We start from the raw sequence: 14,797 nt of genomic DNA on the forward strand, positions 1-14,797 counted from the left end.
TCTCAATGACTGTTACTCTAATCGCACCTATCGCGATGGACGAAGGTCTACGTTTTGCTATCCGTGAAGGTGGCCGTACAGTTGGTGCTGGTGTTGTTGCAACTATCGTTGCTTAATAACATTTAGTACTTACGTACAAAAAAGGGAGCTTAGGCTCCCTTTTTTATATGGATAACTATATAGATAACGCCTTAAACGGGTAGGGCAGACAAATCATTACAATTAAGCTATTGATAATAAAGAGCAACAATTAGAAGGTTGTTTATTTATCGATCAAGGCTTGATTTCAAAAATGTGATCTGTATAATGCTCGACACTGCCTGAGACGAAGTCTTGTAAGTGCTGTTGTGAACCAATAAGCGTTGAGGAGAAACTTACTACTGGCTTGCCAAGTATGTTTCATAATGAAAACTCTGACTTATGTTCGCAGTCATTAAATTGGCTGACAATGCATCCGATAGGGATGCTACGTTCACATAAATCAATCGACATTCCTTCGTCTTTACGAACGTGAGTGGCGATATTGTTTGTGTAATTTTTATTTGGAGCTCTGTCTAATGCAGAACCAACGTATTCGTATCCGCCTAAAGGCGTTCGATCATCGTTTGATCGACCAGTCTACTGCGGAAATCGTTGAAACAGCTAAGCGTACTGGCGCACAGGTTAAGGGTCCAATCCCTCTTCCTACTCGCAAAGAGCGCTTCACTGTTCTTATTTCTCCACACGTTAATAAGGACGCACGTGACCAGTACGAAATTCGTACACACAAGCGCCTTATCGACATCGTTGAGCCTACAGACAAAACTGTTGATGCTCTGATGCGTCTAGATCTAGCTGCTGGCGTTGACGTACAGATCAGCCTAGGTTAAGGGGAGATAAGAGAATGATTGGTCTAATCGGTCGTAAAGTGGGCATGACCCGCATCTTTACCGAAGATGGCATTTCTATTCCAGTTACTGTTGTTGAAGTTGAAAACAACCGCGTTACTCAGGTTAAATCTGTAGAAACTGACGGTTACAACGCTATTCAAGTAACAGCTGGAACTAAGAAAGCTAGCCGCGTATCTAAGCCAGAAGCTGGTCACTTTGCGAAAGCAGGTGTAGAAGCTGGTCGCGGTCTTTGGGAATTCCGTCTAGAAAATAATGAAGAATTCGCAGTTGGCGCTGAGCTAAGTGTTGAAATCTTTAACGAAATTAAAAAAGTAGACGTTACTGGTACATCTAAAGGTAAGGGCTTCCAAGGTGCTATTAAGCGCTGGAACTTCCGTACTCAAGATATGACCCATGGTAACTCCTTGTCTCACCGCGCTCCGGGTTCAATTGGCCAATGTCAAACTCCAGGTCGTGTATTTAAAGGCAAGAAAATGGCTGGTCATATGGGTGCTGAGCGTGTAACGACTCAAAACCTAGAGATCGTACGTGTTGACGCTGAGCGCAATCTGCTTCTTATTAAAGGTGCAGTCCCTGGTGCTACAGGCGGTAACGTGATCGTTAAACCAGCTGTTAAAGCGTAACGTCGAGGAGTTAGTAATGGAATTGGTAGTCAAAGGCGCTAACGCGCTAACTGTCTCCGAAACTACTTTTGGGCGTGATTTCAATGAAGCGCTTGTACACCAAGTAGTTGTTGCGTTTGCAGCAGGTGCTCGTCAGGGTACACGTGCTCAGAAGACTCGTTCAGACGTTTCTGGTGGTGGCGCTAAGCCATGGCGCCAGAAGGGTACTGGTCGCGCTCGTGCAGGTACAATCCGCAGTCCGCTATGGCGTTCTGGTGGTGTTACTTTCGCTGCTCGTCCTCAGGATCACAGCCAAAAAGTAAACAAGAAAATGTACCGCGGTGCTATGAAGAGCATTCTTTCTGAGTTAGTTCGTCAAGAGCGTTTAATCGTTGTTGAAAACTTCACTCTAGAAGCACCAAAGACAAAAGCACTAGTTGCTAAGCTTAAAGAGCTTGAGCTAACTGATGCACTAATCGTAACTGGCGAACTAGATGAGAATCTATTCCTTGCAGCACGTAACCTATACAAAGTAGACGTACGTGATGCAGCGGCAATCGATCCAGTTAGCTTGATCGCTTTCGATAAAATTGTAATGACTGCAGCTGCAGTTAAAGCAATTGAGGAGATGCTAGCATGATCACTGAAGAGCGTATTTTAAAAGTTCTACGTGCTCCGCACATCTCTGAAAAAGCATCAATGGCTGCTGAAAACGCGAATACTATCGTGTTTAAAGTTGCTATTACTGCGACAAAGAGAGAGATCAAAGCAGCAGTTGAAAAACTGTTTGAGGTTGAAGTTAAGTCTGTAAATACTCTTATCACTAAGGGTAAGACCAAACGTCAAGGTATGCGCCAAGGCCGTCGTTCAGACGTGAAGAAAGCGTATGTTATCTTGAAAGAAGGTCAAGACATCGACTTCGCTGGTAGTGCAGAGTAAGGCTAGGAGCAAAGAAGAATGGCTATTGTAAAATGTAAGCCGACTTCCCCAGGTCGTCGCCACGTAGTAAAAGTGGTTAACTCTGACCTGCATAAGGGTAAGCCGTACGCACCACTACTAGAGAAAAACTCTAAGTCAGGTGGTCGTAACAATAACGGTCGTATCACAGTACGTCATATCGGTGGTGGTAACAAACAACACTACCGTCTAATTGACTTTAAACGTACTAAAGATGGCATCCCAGCGAAAGTTGAGCGTCTAGAATACGATCCAAACCGTAGCGCAAACATTGCTCTAGTTCTGTACGCAGACGGTGAGCGCCGCTACATTATCGCACCTAAAGGTATCCAAGCTGGTGATATGATCCAGTCTGGCGAAGATGCTGCTATCAAAGTTGGTAACACTTTACCAATGCGCAACATCCCAGTAGGTTCAACAGTACACTGTGTTGAACTTAAGCCTGGTAAAGGTGCACAGCTGGCTCGTTCAGCTGGTGCATACGCTCAGATCATTGCACGTGCAGGCACTTATGTGACTCTACGTCTACGTTCTGGTGAAATGCGTAAAGTTCTTGCTGAAGGTCGTGCGACTCTAGGTGAAGTTGGTAACGCAGAACACATGCTACGTGAGCTAGGTAAAGCTGGTGCTTCACGCTGGCGCGGTGTTCGTCCAACTGTACGTGGTGTTGTAATGAACCCAGTGGATCACCCACACGGTGGTGGTGAAGGTCGTACATCAGGCGGTCGTCATCCAGTAACACCTTGGGGCGTTCCAACTAAGGGTTATAAGACTCGTAGCAACAAGCGCACCGACAAGTACATCGTACGTCGTCGTAATAAGTAATTATAAAGAGGATACGCCATGCCACGTTCTCTCAAGAAAGGTCCATTCATTGACCTACACTTGCTGAAGAAGGTAGAGAAAGCGTTGGAAAGCGGAGACAAAAAGCCTGTTAAGACTTGGTCCCGTCGCTCAATGATCATCCCTCAGATGATCGGTTTGACCATCGCTGTCCATAATGGTCGTCAGCACGTTCCTGTTTTCGTTTCTGAAGAAATGATCGGTCACAAGCTAGGCGAATTTGCACCAACACGTACTTACCGCGGTCATGCTGCGGATAAGAAAGCTAAAAAGCGCTAAGGAGTAGGTAATGGAAGCTATCGCTAAACATCGCTTTGCTCGCATTTCGCCGCAAAAAGCTCGTTTGGTTGCAGATCAACTGCGCGGTAAGCCAGTTGCTCAAGCTCTAGAAATTCTTAACTTCAGCAACAAAAAAGCTGCTGATTTAATCAAGAAAGTTCTAGAGTCAGCTATCGCTAACGCAGAACACAACGAAGGCGCAGACATTGATGATCTTAATGTTGCTAAAATCTTCGTTGACGAAGGTCCTACCATGAAGCGTATTATGCCTCGTGCTAAAGGCCGTGCCGATCGCATCTTGAAGCGTTCTAGCCACATCACTGTTGTTGTAGCAGACCGCTAAGAGACTAGGAGAGAAAGCAATGGGTCAGAAAGTACATCCTAATGGTATTCGTTTAGGCATCTGTAAGCCTTGGAATACCACTTGGTTTGCTAACAGCCAAGAATTCGCTGACAACCTAGACGGCGATTTCAAGGTACGCCAGTTCCTTACTAAGGAACTAGCAAAAGCATCTCTATCACGCATCGTTATCGAGCGTCCTGCTAAGAGCATCCGTGTGACTATTCACACTGCTCGTCCAGGCGTAGTAATCGGTAAGAAAGGCGAAGACGTAGAGAAACTACGTGCAGCAGTTGCGAAGATCGCGGGCGTTCCAGCTCAGATCAACATCGCTGAAGTACGTAAACCAGAACTAGATGGTCAACTAGTAGCAGACAGCATTTCGTCTCAACTAGAGCGTCGTGTTATGTTCCGTCGCGCGATGAAGCGTGCAGTTCAAAACGCTATGCGTCTTGGCGCTAAGGGTATCAAAGTTGAAGTAAGCGGCCGTCTTGGCGGTGCTGAAATCGCACGTACTGAGTGGTACCGTGAAGGCCGTGTGCCTCTACACACTCTTCGTGCTGACATTGATTACGCAACTTCTTCGGCTCACACCCAATACGGTGTTATCGGCGTTAAAGTTTGGATCTTCAAAGGTGAAGTTCTAGGCGGCATGCCGGTTGAAGAGCCAAAGGCTGACAAGCCTAAGAAGCAGCGCAAAAGCCGTAAATAAGGAGTTTATTGATGCTGCAACCTAAACGCACTAAATTCCGCAAGGCCTTTAAAGGTCGTAACCGCGGTTTAGCGAACGGTACTGATGTAAGCTTTGGTCAATTTGGTCTTAAAGCTGTTGGTCGTGGTCGACTAACTGCTCGTCAGATCGAAGCTGCACGTCGTGCTATGACTCGTCATGTAAAACGTCAGGGCCAAATCTGGATTCGTGTATTCCCAGACAAACCAATCACTTCTAAGCCTCTTGAAGTTCGTCAAGGTAAAGGTAAAGGTAGTGTGGAGTACTGGGTTGCACAGATTCAACCAGGTAAAGTTCTATACGAAATGGGTGGTGTTCCTGAAGCACTAGCTCGTGAAGCATTTAATCTTGCTGCACGTAAGCTACCAATCAAGACAACATTCGTAATTAAGGCGGTGATGTGATGAATGCACTAGATCTACGCGCTAAAAGCGTTGAAGAGCTTAATGCAGAGCTTGTGAATTTGCTACGTGAACAGTTTAACTTGCGCATGCAAGCTGCGACTGGTCAACTACAGCAGACTCATAATCTTAAAACTGTACGTCGTGATATCGCACGTGTTAAAACTGTACTGACTGAGAAGGCTGGCGCATAATGAGCGATCAAATCCGTACTCAGCTTGGTCGTGTAGTTAGCGACAAAGGCGATAAGTCTATTGTTGTTGCTATCGAGCGTAAAGTGAAGCACCCGATTTACGGTAAGTACATCACACGCACGACTAAGCTTCATGCACATGACGAAAACAACGAATGTGGCCTAGGCGACATGGTTGAAGTTCGTGAGTGCCGTCCAATGTCAAAGACTAAGTCTTGGACACTGGTACGCGTAGTTGAAAAAGCACGTATCTAATTACTGACTTTTCAGCTATTTAAGTAAGCGGCCCTGAAAAACTTAGGGCCGTTCATTTTTTTATCTACCCATCGGTCGAAAATGGTGTTATTATTCGCCGCCTTTGAAGAAAAGGCATATCGACTCGATTTGGGTCTAGATGTTTTAAATTAGCGGAGCACTAACATGATCCAAATGCAAAGTATGCTTGATGCTGCGGATAACTCCGGCGCACGTAGCGTAATGTGTATTAAGGTTCTGGGTGGTTCTCACCGTCGCTATGCACATATCGGTGACATCATCAAGATTACTGTAAAGGAAGCAATTCCACGCGGTAAAGTTAAGAAAGGTGATGTCCTGAAAGCGGTGGTTGTACGCACCCGTAAAGGCGTTCGTCGTCAAGATGGCTCTGTCATTCGCTTTGACCGTAATGCTTGCGTATTGTTGAACGACACTACTGAGCAACCTATCGGTACCCGTATCTTTGGCCCTGTGACTCGTGAACTTCGTAATACGAAATTCATGAAGATTGTATCACTAGCGCCAGAAGTACTTTAAGGAGCGACTATAATGGCAGCTAAAATCCGTCGTAACGACGAAGTTATCATTCTTGCTGGTAAAGATAAAGGCAAGACTGGTAAGGTAACTAAGGTTCTAGCAACCGGTAAAGTTATCGTTGAAGGTATTAACATGGTTAAGAAACACCAGAAGCCGGTTCCGGCAATGGGTGTTCAAGGCGGTATTGTTGAGCAGGAAGCTGCGATCGATGCGTCTAATGTTGCTATCGTTAACGGTCAAGGTAAAGCGGACCGTGTAGGCTTCCGATTTGAAGACGACAAAAAAGTTCGTTTCTTTAAATCGACTGGCGAAACTATCAAGTAAGTTTGGAGTAGTACTATGGCGAAACTGCATGATTACTACAAAGAGACTGTTGTAAAAGACCTTGCTGGCAAGTTCGAATACAAGAGTATCATGCAAGTCCCAAGGATCGAAAAGATCACACTTAACATGGGTGTGGGCGAAGCTATCAACGACAAGAAGCTGCTAGAAAACGCTGCTGCTGACATGACTGCAATTGCAGGTCAGAAGCCGCTAATCACAGTAGCACGCAAGTCAGTTGCAGGCTTTAAGATCCGTGAGGGCTACCCTATTGGCTGTAAAGTAACCTTACGTGGCGAGCGTATGTGGGACTTTTTCGAGCGTCTAATTTCAATTGCTGTACCTCGTATTCGAGATTTCCGTGGTTTAAACCCGAAATCATTCGATGGTCGTGGTAACTACAGCATGGGCGTTCGTGAGCAGATCATCTTCCCAGAAATCGATTTCGATAAAGTAGATCGTGTACGTGGTTTAGATATCACAATCACTACTTCTGCTAAATCTGATGAAGAAGCTCTAGCTCTACTGTCTGCTTTTAACTTCCCATTCCGTAAGTAAAAGTAAGGGTTACTAATGGCTAAAGAATCAATGAAGGCACGTGAAGCTAAACGTGCCAAGCTAGTAGCTAAGTTCGCTGAAAAGCGTGCTGCGCTAAAAGCTCTAATTAGCGACGTGAATGCGTCTGAAGAAGATCGCTGGAATGCAGTGCTTAAACTTCAGTCACTACCACGTGATTCTGCGAAGTCTCGTCAGCGTAATCGCTGTAACCAGACTGGACGTCCACACGGCTACCTACGTAAGTTCGGTCTTAGCCGTATCAAGGTTCGTGAAGCTTGCATGAAAGGCGAGATTCCGGGTCTACGTAAAGCAAGCTGGTAATACCAGTAAGCAATTCAGAATCACGGAGTATTAACTTATGAGCATGCAAGATCCGATTTCGGATATGCTGACCCGTCTTCGTAACGGTCAGGCAGCGAAAAAAGTTGCTGTTAAAATGCCATCTTCTAAGCTTAAAGTTGCAATTGCAGCATTATTACAAGAAGAAGGTTTCGTGGCAGACTACACTGTAACAGGTGAAGTTAAGCCAGAGCTAGAAGTTACTCTTAAGTACTTCGAAGCTAACCCAGTTATTGAGCAAATCCAACGTGTATCACGTCCTGGTCTACGCATCTACAAGAAAAAAGGTGCGCTACCATCAGTGATGGGTGGCCTTGGTATTGCTATCGTTTCCACTTCCAAGGGTCTTATGACCGACCGCGCTGCACGCAAAGCGGGTCTTGGCGGTGAGATTATCTGCTACGTAGCATAATAGGAGTAGAACATGTCTCGTGTTGCAAAAGCACCAGTAGTTTTCCCTGCCGGCGTAGAAGTTAAGCTTAACGGTCAGGAAATTACTGTTAAAGGTTCTAAAGGCGAACTAGTTCGCATGATGAACCCAGCAGTAGTTCTAACTTTGGAAGAGAACAAAGTTACTTTCGGTCCTCGTGAAGGGTTCGATAAAGCTTGGGCACAAGCAGGTACTGCTCGTGCACTAGTTAACAACATGGTTGTTGGTGTTACCGAAGGCTTCACTAAGAAGCTGACTCTTAAGGGTGTTGGTTACCGTGCTGCTATCAAAGGCAACGCTGTAGGTCTAACTCTAGGTTTCTCTCATCCAGTTGAGCACGAACTTCCAGCAGGTATCAAAGCTGAATGTCCATCACAAACTGAAATCGTACTTACAGGTACTGATAAGCAGTTGGTTGGTCAGGTAGCTGCTGATATTCGCGCTTACCGTAGCCCTGAACCTTATAAAGGTAAAGGTGTTCGTTACGCCGACGAAGTTGTGCGTACTAAAGAAGCTAAGAAGAAGTAAGGTAACACTATGGATAAGAAAGCATCTCGTATCCGTCGTGCGACCCGAGCACGTCGTAAGATTGCTGAACTGGGCGCAACTCGCCTAGTTGTACACCGTACTCCACGTCACGTGTACGCTCAGGTAATTGCACCGAACGGCTCTGAGGTTATCGCAGCCGCTTCTACTTTAGAAAAAGCGATCCGTGAGCAAGTTAAGAGTACCGGAAACAAAGACGCTGCTGCAGTTGTAGGTAAAACTATTGCTGAGCGCGCGATTGAAAAAGGCATCTCTAACGTTGCATTTGATCGCTCTGGTTTCCAATACCACGGCCGTATCGCGACACTAGCAGAAGCTGCTCGTGAAGCTGGTCTGAAATTCTAAGGTAGGCGGAAGATGGCTAACGAAAAGACACAATCAGATTTGAATGAAAAACTGATCGCTGTTAACCGTGTTTCAAAAACGGTTAAAGGTGGTCGTATTTTCAGCTTTACTGCGCTAACAGTAGTTGGTGACGGTAACGGTCGCATCGGTTTTGGTTACGGTAAAGCACGTGAAGTGCCAGCTGCAATCCAGAAAGCGATGGAAAAAGCACGTCGTAACATGGTTACGATCGCAATCAACGAAGGTACTCTTCACCACGCTGTTAAAGGCCGTCACACTGGTTCTCAAGTGTACATGCAGCCTGCATCAGAAGGTACTGGTATCATCGCCGGTGGCGCAATGCGTGCAGTGCTAGAAGTTGCGGGTATCCGTAACGTACTAGCAAAAACATACGGTTCTACTAACCCAATCAACGTTGTTCGCGCAACGATTGCTGGTTTAAGTGGAATGAACTCTCCAGAAATGATCGCTGCAAAACGTGGTCTTTCTGTTAAAGAAATTCTGGAGTAATCGACATGGCTAAAACTATTAAAGTAACCCAAACAAAGAGCTCTATCGGTCGTTTACCGAAGCATAAAGCTACTTTGCGCGGCCTAGGCCTTCGTCGCATCAACCACACTGTTGAACTTGAAGATACTGCTTGCGTACGCGGCATGATCAATAAAGTTCACTACATGGTTAAAGTTGAGGAGTAATCAGTATGCGTTTGAATACTCTATCACCGGCTGCTGGTTCTAAGCCTTCTGCGAAGCGCGTAGGCCGTGGTATCGGTTCAGGTCTAGGTAAAACTTGTGGCCGTGGTGTTAAAGGTCAGAAATCACGTTCAGGTGGTTCTGTTCGCCCAGGTTTTGAAGGCGGTCAAATGCCTTTGAAACAGCGTCTACCAAAGTTCGGTTTTACGTCTCGTAAGAGCCTAGTAACAGCTGAAGTTCGTCTAGCAGAGCTAGCGAAAGTTGAAGGTGATGTTGTAAGCCTTGAAACACTAAAAGCTGCGAATGTTATCACTAAGGACATTAAGTTCGTGAAAGTTGTACTTTCTGGTGATATCGCTCGTTCAGTAACAGTGAAAGGCCTACGCGTTACTAAAGGCGCTTTAGCTGCTATCGAAGCTGCTGGCGGTAAAATCGAGGAATAATTAACTCGAGGATGAGGTACAGATGGCTAAACAACCAGGACAAGATTTTCGTAGTGGACAAGGTGGCCTAGCAGAGCTTAAGTCACGCCTTCTCTTTGTATTAGGTGCGATATTAATATTCCGAGCTGGATCCTTTGTGCCTATTCCTGGTATTGACGCTACTGTACTTGCCAGTCTGTTCGAGCAGCAAAAGGGTACCATCATTGAGATGTTTAACATGTTCTCTGGTGGTGCACTCTCGCGTGCTTCTATTTTAGCTCTGGGCATAATGCCGTATATTTCTGCGTCTATTATTGTCCAGCTGCTAACAGTAGTTCATCCAGCCTTGGCTGAGTTGAAGAAAGAAGGTGAAGCTGGCCGTCGTAAGATTAGTCAGTACACCCGATACGGTACGCTTGTATTGGCAACCTTCCAAGCAATTGGTATTGCAACGGGGTTACCAAGTATGATTCCAGGTCTGGTACATAATCCAGGTCCTAGTTTCTATTTTGTTGCCGTGGTTAGTTTGGTTACTGGTACCATGTTCTTAATGTGGTTAGGTGAGCAAGTTACCGAGCGTGGCATTGGTAACGGTATATCTGTGATTATTTTCACTGGTATCGTTGCTGGTTTGCCGCCAGCTATTGGACAGACCGTAGAGCAAGCGCGTCAAGGTGAATTGCACGTACTTCTTCTACTGTTAATTGCGGTTATATCTTTTGCTGTGATTTACTTTGTAGTGTTCATGGAACGTGGTCAACGTCGTATCGTCGTTAACTACGCTAAGCGTCAACAAGGCCGTCGTGTCTTTGCTGCGCAGAGCACACACTTGCCGTTGAAAATCAACATGGCCGGTGTAATCCCAGCAATTTTCGCATCGAGTATTATTCTGTTTCCAGGCACACTGGCTCAGTGGTTTGGACAAAGTGAAGGTCTTGGCTGGTTAAGTGATATTTCACTTGCTCTTAGTCCAGGACAGCCACTTTATGTAATGCTCTACGCTGCTGCAATTATATTCTTCTGTTTCTTCTATACCGCGTTGGTGTTTAACCCTCGCGAGACAGCTGATAACTTGAAGAAGTCTGGAGCATTCATACCTGGTATTCGCCCGGGTGAACAGACCGCAATGTACATTGATAAAGTAATGACTCGACTAACCCTTGCGGGTGCGTTGTATATCACCTTTATCTGTCTGATCCCCGAGTTCATGATGATTGCATGGAACGTACGCTTTTATTTCGGCGGTACTTCCTTACTAATCGTAGTTGTTGTTATCATGGATTTCATGGCTCAAGTTCAGACACATTTGATGTCTCAACAATATGAGTCAGTATTGAAAAAAGCTAATCTAAAAGGCTACGGCCGCTAAGTTTAGTTTTCCATATTTACGGAGTTTAGCAATGAAAGTTCGTGCTTCCGTTAAGAAAATCTGCCGTAACTGTAAAGTTATCAAGCGCAACGGTGTTGTGCGTGTAATTTGCAGTGAGCCAAAGCATAAACAACGCCAAGGCTAATTAGCAGAAATATTTCTTGCAAATTGAAGATAGGTTGGCTAAATTAGTCAACCATCTTTTGTTATGTGCAAAAGAATTGTACCACCGCTGCGTATCCTGAACGGGCTCTGCAGCGGTTATTCTTGTAAAGTACTAGGAGTGAATAGTGGCCCGTATTGCAGGCATTAACATTCCTGATCAGAAACACGCTGTAATTGCATTAACTGCGATTTACGGCATCGGTAAGACTCGTTCTCAAGCTATCTTAGCTGAGACCGGTATTGCTGAAGATGTTAAGATCAGTGAACTAACTGAAGAACAGATCGATCTACTGCGTGATGGTGTAGCTAAGTACACTGTAGAAGGTGATCTTCGTCGTGAAATTTCCATGAACATCAAGCGCCTTATGGACCTTGGTTGTTACCGTGGTCTTCGTCACCGTCGCAGTCTACCTCTTCGTGGACAGCGTACTAAAACCAACGCACGTACCCGCAAGGGTCCGCGCAAGCCGATCAAAAAATAGTCGGATAAGGTAGAGTACAATGGCAAAACAACCAACTCGCGCTCGTAAGCGCGTACGCAAGCAAGTAGCCGATGGCGTTGCGCACATCCATGCTTCTTTCAACAACACAATCGTAACCATTACTGACCGTCAAGGTAATGCTCTTTCATGGGCAACTGCAGGTGGTTCAGGTTTCCGTGGTTCTCGTAAATCTACTCCGTTCGCTGCACAGGTTGCTGCTGAGCGTTGTGGTGAAATGGCCAAAGAATATGGCGTTAAGAACCTAGAAGTTATGGTTAAGGGCCCTGGTCCTGGTCGTGAGTCTACAATCCGCGCTCTAAACGCAGCGGGTTTCCGTATCACTAACATTGTTGATGCGACTCCGATCCCTCATAACGGTTGTCGTCCACCTAAGAAACGTCGCGTATAACGTTTAGTTTCTAGGAATATTGGAGAAAGAAAATGGCAAGATATTTGGGTCCTAAGCTTAAGCTTAGCCGTCGCGAAGGCACTGACTTATTCCTTAAGTCTGGTGTACGTGCGATTGATACCAAGTGTAAGATTGATAACGCTCCGGGCCAACATGGTGCTCGTCGCGGTCGTCTATCTGATTACGGCGTTCAGCTTCGTGAGAAGCAGAAAGTTCGTCGTACATATGGCGTACTAGAAAAACAATTCCGTAACTACTACAAGACAGCTGCCCGCATCAAGGGTAACACAGGTGAAAACCTGCTTCAGCTTCTTGAAGGTCGTTTAGATAACGTAGTTTACCGCATGGGCTTTGGTGCAACTCGCGCTGAATCTCGTCAATTGGTAAGCCACAAAGCGATTCTAGTTAACGGTCAAGTCGTAAACGTTCCTTCTTTCAAGGTAGCGGCAAACGACGTTGTTAGCATTCGTGAGAAAGCTAAGAACCAAGCACGCATTAAAGCAGCTCTTGAAGTTGCTACACAGCGTGAACTACCGACTTGGGTCGAAGTAGACAGCAGCAAGATGGAAGGTACGTTTAAGCGTCTTCCAGAACGTTCTGATTTGTCTGCCGACATCAACGAACACCTGATCGTCGAGCTTTACTCTAAGTAAGGCTACAGTTAAGAGAGGACACAATGCAGGGTTCTGTAACAGAATTTCTTAAGCCGCGTCTAGTTGACATCGAACAAGTTAGCTCTACGCACGCAAAAGTAACTCTAGAGCCGTTGGAGCGTGGTTTTGGCCACACTCTAGGAAACGCTCTTCGTCGTATTTTGCTACCTTCAATGCCAGGTTGTGCTGTAACTGAAGTAGAAATCGACGGTGTGTTACATGAGTACAGCACCAAAGAAGGCGTTCAGGAGGATATCCTTGAAATTCTTCTTAACCTTAAAGGTCTAGCCGTTAAGGTTGAGGGTAAAGATGAAGTTATTCTTACTCTGAACAAATCTGGTGCAGGCCCTGTTGTTGCAGGTGACATCACCCATGATGGTGATGTTGAGATTGCGAACCCAGAACACGTAATCTGCCATCTAACTGATGACAATGCTGAATTAAGCATGCGCATCAAGGTAGAACGTGGTCGCGGCTACGTACCAGCATCAGCTCGTATTCACACTGAAGAAGATGAGCGTCCAATTGGTCGTTTGTTAGTAGATGCTACTTACAGCCCAGTGGACCGTATCGCTTACGCGGTAGAGGCAGCACGTGTAGAACAACGTACTGACCTAGACAAGCTAGTAATCGATATGGAGACTAATGGTACTCTTGATCCTGAGGAAGCTATCCGTCGTGCAGCAACAATTCTTGCTGAACAATTGGATGCATTTGTAGATCTTCGTGATGTACGAGTTCCTGAAGAGAAAGAAGAGAAGCCGGAGTTCGATCCGATCCTACTGCGTCCTGTAGACGATCTTGAACTAACTGTTCGCTCTGCTAACTGTCTGAAAGCAGAAGCGATCCATTACATCGGTGATCTTGTTCAGCGTACCGAGGTTGAGCTTCTTAAAACGCCAAACCTTGGTAAGAAGTCTTTGACAGAAATCAAAGATGTATTAGCTTCTCGTGGTCTATCTCTAGGTATGCGCCTAGAAAATTGGCCACCTGCATCAATCGCTGAAGATTAACAGTTTACTGATATCTAGTTAGAAGGATTAGGTCATGCGCCATCGTAAGAGTGGTCGTCAACTCAACCGCAACAGCAGTCATCGTAAAGCGATGTTCAGCAACATGGCTAGCTCTCTGGTACGTCACGAATTAATTAAGACTACCTTGCCTAAAGCAAAAGAGCTACGTCGCGTAATTGAGCCTTTGATTACCCTAGCTAAGACCGACAGTGTTGCTAACCGTCGTCTTGCATTCGCTCGTACTCGTGATAACGAAGTTGTTGCGAAATTATTTAATGAACTAGGTCCACGCTTCGCAGCGCGTCCTGGTGGTTACACTCGTATCATGAAGTGCGGATTCCGTACTGGTGATAAAGCTCCTATGGCTTACATCGAGTTATTAGACCGTCCTGCAAAGGAAGAAGCTGCTGCTGAATAAGCACTAGCCATTAAATAAGAAGAAAGCCGAGTCCTTGGACTCGGCTTTTTTTTGGATATTTTATTGTAATTAATTCTAAACTATCATTTTCTACTTCTACTTCTACTTCTACTTCTACTTCTACTTCTACTTCTACTTCTACTTCTACTTCTATAGATCTATTCTCCAATAGTATTCGTTTGCAGCTTACCTAAATAGTCCTTAGTGAGAGACGACTCTTATTTCAATATCTCATCTTTTATTAATGCTTGATTGTATTACTCATCATGATTAATCGGCGTTTTATAGAATTAGAGCAGATAATAATAACTATATTGATATTTTAGAGGTGCTCTAAAAACTGTATTTAGATTGATTGTGAGCATAAAAGTAACAGTTATTTTTAATTCGACTTAAAATTAAGCAAACGGTTTTATTTATTAAAAATATGCTTGTCAGCAGATAAAATCTCTCTATAATGCGACCTCACTGACACGGACAACGGCGCAAGCGGTTACCGAAATCAGTATTGTTCTTTAACAATTTGACCATGCAATCTGTGTGGGCACTCGTTGAATAGTTAAGTCGAAAGATTTATCAATGAACTGAGTGACCAATACAAATAACTG

30 protein-coding genes are annotated in these 14,797 nt (G+C 45.1%); 29 read left to right on the top strand and 1 reads right to left on the bottom strand.

Going from position 1 to position 14,797, the window contains the following annotated elements; all coding sequences use genetic code 11:
• From BTN98_RS17645 to rplQ, 29 genes are all read left to right on the top strand, one after another.
• Nucleotides 1–116: EF-Tu C-terminal domain-related protein (locus tag BTN98_RS17645; protein ID WP_477646136.1), on the top strand; the 116-nt coding region annotated here is incomplete at its 5' end.
• A gap of 441 nt (nucleotides 117–557) precedes the next feature.
• Nucleotides 558–869: a 30S ribosomal protein S10 gene (gene rpsJ / locus BTN98_RS17650; RefSeq protein WP_002541412.1), complete on the top strand. Its 312-nt coding sequence runs from the start codon at nucleotides 558–560 to the stop codon at nucleotides 867–869.
• A 14-nt stretch (nucleotides 870–883) separates the two neighbouring features.
• A complete protein-coding gene (gene rplC / locus BTN98_RS17655) occupies nucleotides 884–1,513 on the top strand; it encodes a 50S ribosomal protein L3 (protein ID WP_036789584.1) in 630 nt (209 codons plus the stop codon).
• 16 nt (nucleotides 1,514–1,529) lie between these two features.
• Complete coding sequence (gene rplD, locus BTN98_RS17660) at nucleotides 1,530–2,132, top strand: 50S ribosomal protein L4 (RefSeq protein WP_036789587.1); 603 nt, start codon at nucleotides 1,530–1,532, stop codon at nucleotides 2,130–2,132.
• Nucleotides 2,129–2,431 carry a 50S ribosomal protein L23 gene (rplW, locus tag BTN98_RS17665; RefSeq protein WP_036789589.1) on the top strand — a complete coding sequence of 101 codons (303 nt, stop codon included), beginning with the start codon at nucleotides 2,129–2,131 and terminating at the stop codon, nucleotides 2,429–2,431. The genes rplD and rplW overlap by 4 nt, the downstream gene beginning before the upstream one ends.
• Nucleotides 2,432–2,449: 18 nt before the next feature.
• A complete protein-coding gene (gene rplB, locus BTN98_RS17670) occupies nucleotides 2,450–3,274 on the top strand; it encodes a 50S ribosomal protein L2 (RefSeq protein WP_061000886.1) in 825 nt (274 codons plus the stop codon).
• Nucleotides 3,275–3,292: 18 nt separating this feature from the next.
• Nucleotides 3,293–3,571, top strand: coding sequence for a 30S ribosomal protein S19 (gene rpsS, locus BTN98_RS17675; protein WP_005302795.1), 279 nt, complete (start codon nucleotides 3,293–3,295; stop codon nucleotides 3,569–3,571).
• A gap of 10 nt (nucleotides 3,572–3,581) precedes the next feature.
• Complete coding sequence (gene rplV, locus BTN98_RS17680) at nucleotides 3,582–3,914, top strand: 50S ribosomal protein L22 (RefSeq protein ID WP_005302797.1); 333 nt, start codon at nucleotides 3,582–3,584, stop codon at nucleotides 3,912–3,914.
• Between the two features lie 19 nt (nucleotides 3,915–3,933).
• A complete protein-coding gene (gene rpsC / locus BTN98_RS17685; RefSeq protein WP_036789594.1) occupies nucleotides 3,934–4,623 on the top strand; it encodes a 30S ribosomal protein S3 in 690 nt (229 codons plus the stop codon).
• An 11-nt stretch (nucleotides 4,624–4,634) separates the two neighbouring features.
• Complete coding sequence (rplP, locus tag BTN98_RS17690; protein WP_036789596.1) at nucleotides 4,635–5,045, top strand: 50S ribosomal protein L16; 411 nt, start codon at nucleotides 4,635–4,637, stop codon at nucleotides 5,043–5,045.
• Nucleotides 5,045–5,236: a 50S ribosomal protein L29 gene (gene rpmC / locus BTN98_RS17695; RefSeq protein ID WP_036789604.1), complete on the top strand. Its 192-nt coding sequence runs from the start codon at nucleotides 5,045–5,047 to the stop codon at nucleotides 5,234–5,236. The genes rplP and rpmC overlap by 1 nt, the downstream gene beginning before the upstream one ends.
• Complete coding sequence (gene rpsQ, locus BTN98_RS17700) at nucleotides 5,236–5,490, top strand: 30S ribosomal protein S17 (protein ID WP_061000885.1); 255 nt, start codon at nucleotides 5,236–5,238, stop codon at nucleotides 5,488–5,490. Before rpmC ends, rpsQ begins: the two co-directional genes overlap by 1 nt.
• Nucleotides 5,491–5,655: 165 nt before the next feature.
• Nucleotides 5,656–6,027, top strand: a complete 372-nt coding sequence (rplN, locus tag BTN98_RS17705; RefSeq protein WP_036789609.1) for a 50S ribosomal protein L14 — start codon at nucleotides 5,656–5,658, stop codon at nucleotides 6,025–6,027.
• A gap of 12 nt (nucleotides 6,028–6,039) precedes the next feature.
• Nucleotides 6,040–6,351, top strand: a complete 312-nt coding sequence (rplX, locus tag BTN98_RS17710) for a 50S ribosomal protein L24 (protein WP_036789611.1) — start codon at nucleotides 6,040–6,042, stop codon at nucleotides 6,349–6,351.
• A gap of 15 nt (nucleotides 6,352–6,366) precedes the next feature.
• On the top strand, nucleotides 6,367–6,906 hold the full coding sequence (gene rplE / locus BTN98_RS17715; RefSeq protein WP_036789621.1) for a 50S ribosomal protein L5: 540 nt from the start codon (nucleotides 6,367–6,369) through the stop codon (nucleotides 6,904–6,906).
• A gap of 15 nt (nucleotides 6,907–6,921) precedes the next feature.
• A complete protein-coding gene (gene rpsN / locus BTN98_RS17720) occupies nucleotides 6,922–7,227 on the top strand; it encodes a 30S ribosomal protein S14 (protein WP_005370985.1) in 306 nt (101 codons plus the stop codon).
• 37 nt (nucleotides 7,228–7,264) lie between these two features.
• The gene (gene rpsH, locus BTN98_RS17725; RefSeq protein ID WP_045032673.1) at nucleotides 7,265–7,657 is read left to right on the top strand and encodes a 30S ribosomal protein S8; all 393 of its coding nucleotides are present in this window, start codon (nucleotides 7,265–7,267) and stop codon (nucleotides 7,655–7,657) included.
• A gap of 12 nt (nucleotides 7,658–7,669) precedes the next feature.
• On the top strand, nucleotides 7,670–8,203 hold the full coding sequence (gene rplF / locus BTN98_RS17730) for a 50S ribosomal protein L6 (RefSeq protein WP_061000883.1): 534 nt from the start codon (nucleotides 7,670–7,672) through the stop codon (nucleotides 8,201–8,203).
• A 9-nt stretch (nucleotides 8,204–8,212) separates the two neighbouring features.
• A complete protein-coding gene (rplR, locus tag BTN98_RS17735) occupies nucleotides 8,213–8,566 on the top strand; it encodes a 50S ribosomal protein L18 (RefSeq protein ID WP_036789636.1) in 354 nt (117 codons plus the stop codon).
• Nucleotides 8,567–8,578: 12 nt separating this feature from the next.
• Nucleotides 8,579–9,076 carry a 30S ribosomal protein S5 gene (gene rpsE, locus BTN98_RS17740; protein WP_061000881.1) on the top strand — a complete coding sequence of 166 codons (498 nt, stop codon included), beginning with the start codon at nucleotides 8,579–8,581 and terminating at the stop codon, nucleotides 9,074–9,076.
• A 5-nt stretch (nucleotides 9,077–9,081) separates the two neighbouring features.
• The gene (gene rpmD, locus BTN98_RS17745) at nucleotides 9,082–9,261 is read left to right on the top strand and encodes a 50S ribosomal protein L30 (RefSeq protein ID WP_045032680.1); all 180 of its coding nucleotides are present in this window, start codon (nucleotides 9,082–9,084) and stop codon (nucleotides 9,259–9,261) included.
• 5 nt (nucleotides 9,262–9,266) lie between these two features.
• Nucleotides 9,267–9,701 (top strand): 50S ribosomal protein L15, encoded by a 435-nt coding sequence (gene rplO, locus BTN98_RS17750; RefSeq protein WP_036789641.1) that lies wholly within the window; start codon nucleotides 9,267–9,269, stop codon nucleotides 9,699–9,701.
• 22 nt (nucleotides 9,702–9,723) lie between these two features.
• A complete protein-coding gene (secY, locus tag BTN98_RS17755) occupies nucleotides 9,724–11,049 on the top strand; it encodes a preprotein translocase subunit SecY (protein ID WP_061000879.1) in 1,326 nt (441 codons plus the stop codon).
• 31 nt (nucleotides 11,050–11,080) lie between these two features.
• On the top strand, nucleotides 11,081–11,194 hold the full coding sequence (gene rpmJ, locus BTN98_RS17760) for a 50S ribosomal protein L36 (protein WP_000868186.1): 114 nt from the start codon (nucleotides 11,081–11,083) through the stop codon (nucleotides 11,192–11,194).
• Nucleotides 11,195–11,339: 145 nt separating this feature from the next.
• Nucleotides 11,340–11,696, top strand: coding sequence for a 30S ribosomal protein S13 (rpsM, locus tag BTN98_RS17765; protein ID WP_005370966.1), 357 nt, complete (start codon nucleotides 11,340–11,342; stop codon nucleotides 11,694–11,696).
• Between the two features lie 19 nt (nucleotides 11,697–11,715).
• Entirely contained in the window at nucleotides 11,716–12,105 is a 390-nt protein-coding gene (gene rpsK, locus BTN98_RS17770; RefSeq protein WP_005370963.1) for a 30S ribosomal protein S11, read from the top strand.
• A gap of 32 nt (nucleotides 12,106–12,137) precedes the next feature.
• Nucleotides 12,138–12,758, top strand: coding sequence for a 30S ribosomal protein S4 (gene rpsD, locus BTN98_RS17775; protein ID WP_061000877.1), 621 nt, complete (start codon nucleotides 12,138–12,140; stop codon nucleotides 12,756–12,758).
• A 23-nt stretch (nucleotides 12,759–12,781) separates the two neighbouring features.
• On the top strand, nucleotides 12,782–13,771 hold the full coding sequence (locus BTN98_RS17780) for a DNA-directed RNA polymerase subunit alpha (protein WP_061000876.1): 990 nt from the start codon (nucleotides 12,782–12,784) through the stop codon (nucleotides 13,769–13,771).
• Nucleotides 13,772–13,805: 34 nt separating this feature from the next.
• A complete protein-coding gene (rplQ, locus tag BTN98_RS17785; protein WP_005370955.1) occupies nucleotides 13,806–14,189 on the top strand; it encodes a 50S ribosomal protein L17 in 384 nt (127 codons plus the stop codon).
• 10 nt (nucleotides 14,190–14,199) lie between these two features.
• On the opposite strand, the gene BTN98_RS20405 is transcribed toward rplQ, so the two are convergent.
• Nucleotides 14,200–14,358, bottom strand: a complete 159-nt coding sequence (locus BTN98_RS20405) for a hypothetical protein (RefSeq protein ID WP_167390211.1) — start codon at nucleotides 14,356–14,358, stop codon at nucleotides 14,200–14,202.
• Nucleotides 14,359–14,797: the final 439 nt, after the last annotated feature.

It is taken from the genome of Photobacterium aquimaris (genome assembly GCF_002954455.1).
GTDB classification, from domain to species: Bacteria; Pseudomonadota; Gammaproteobacteria; order Enterobacterales; family Vibrionaceae; genus Photobacterium; species Photobacterium aquimaris.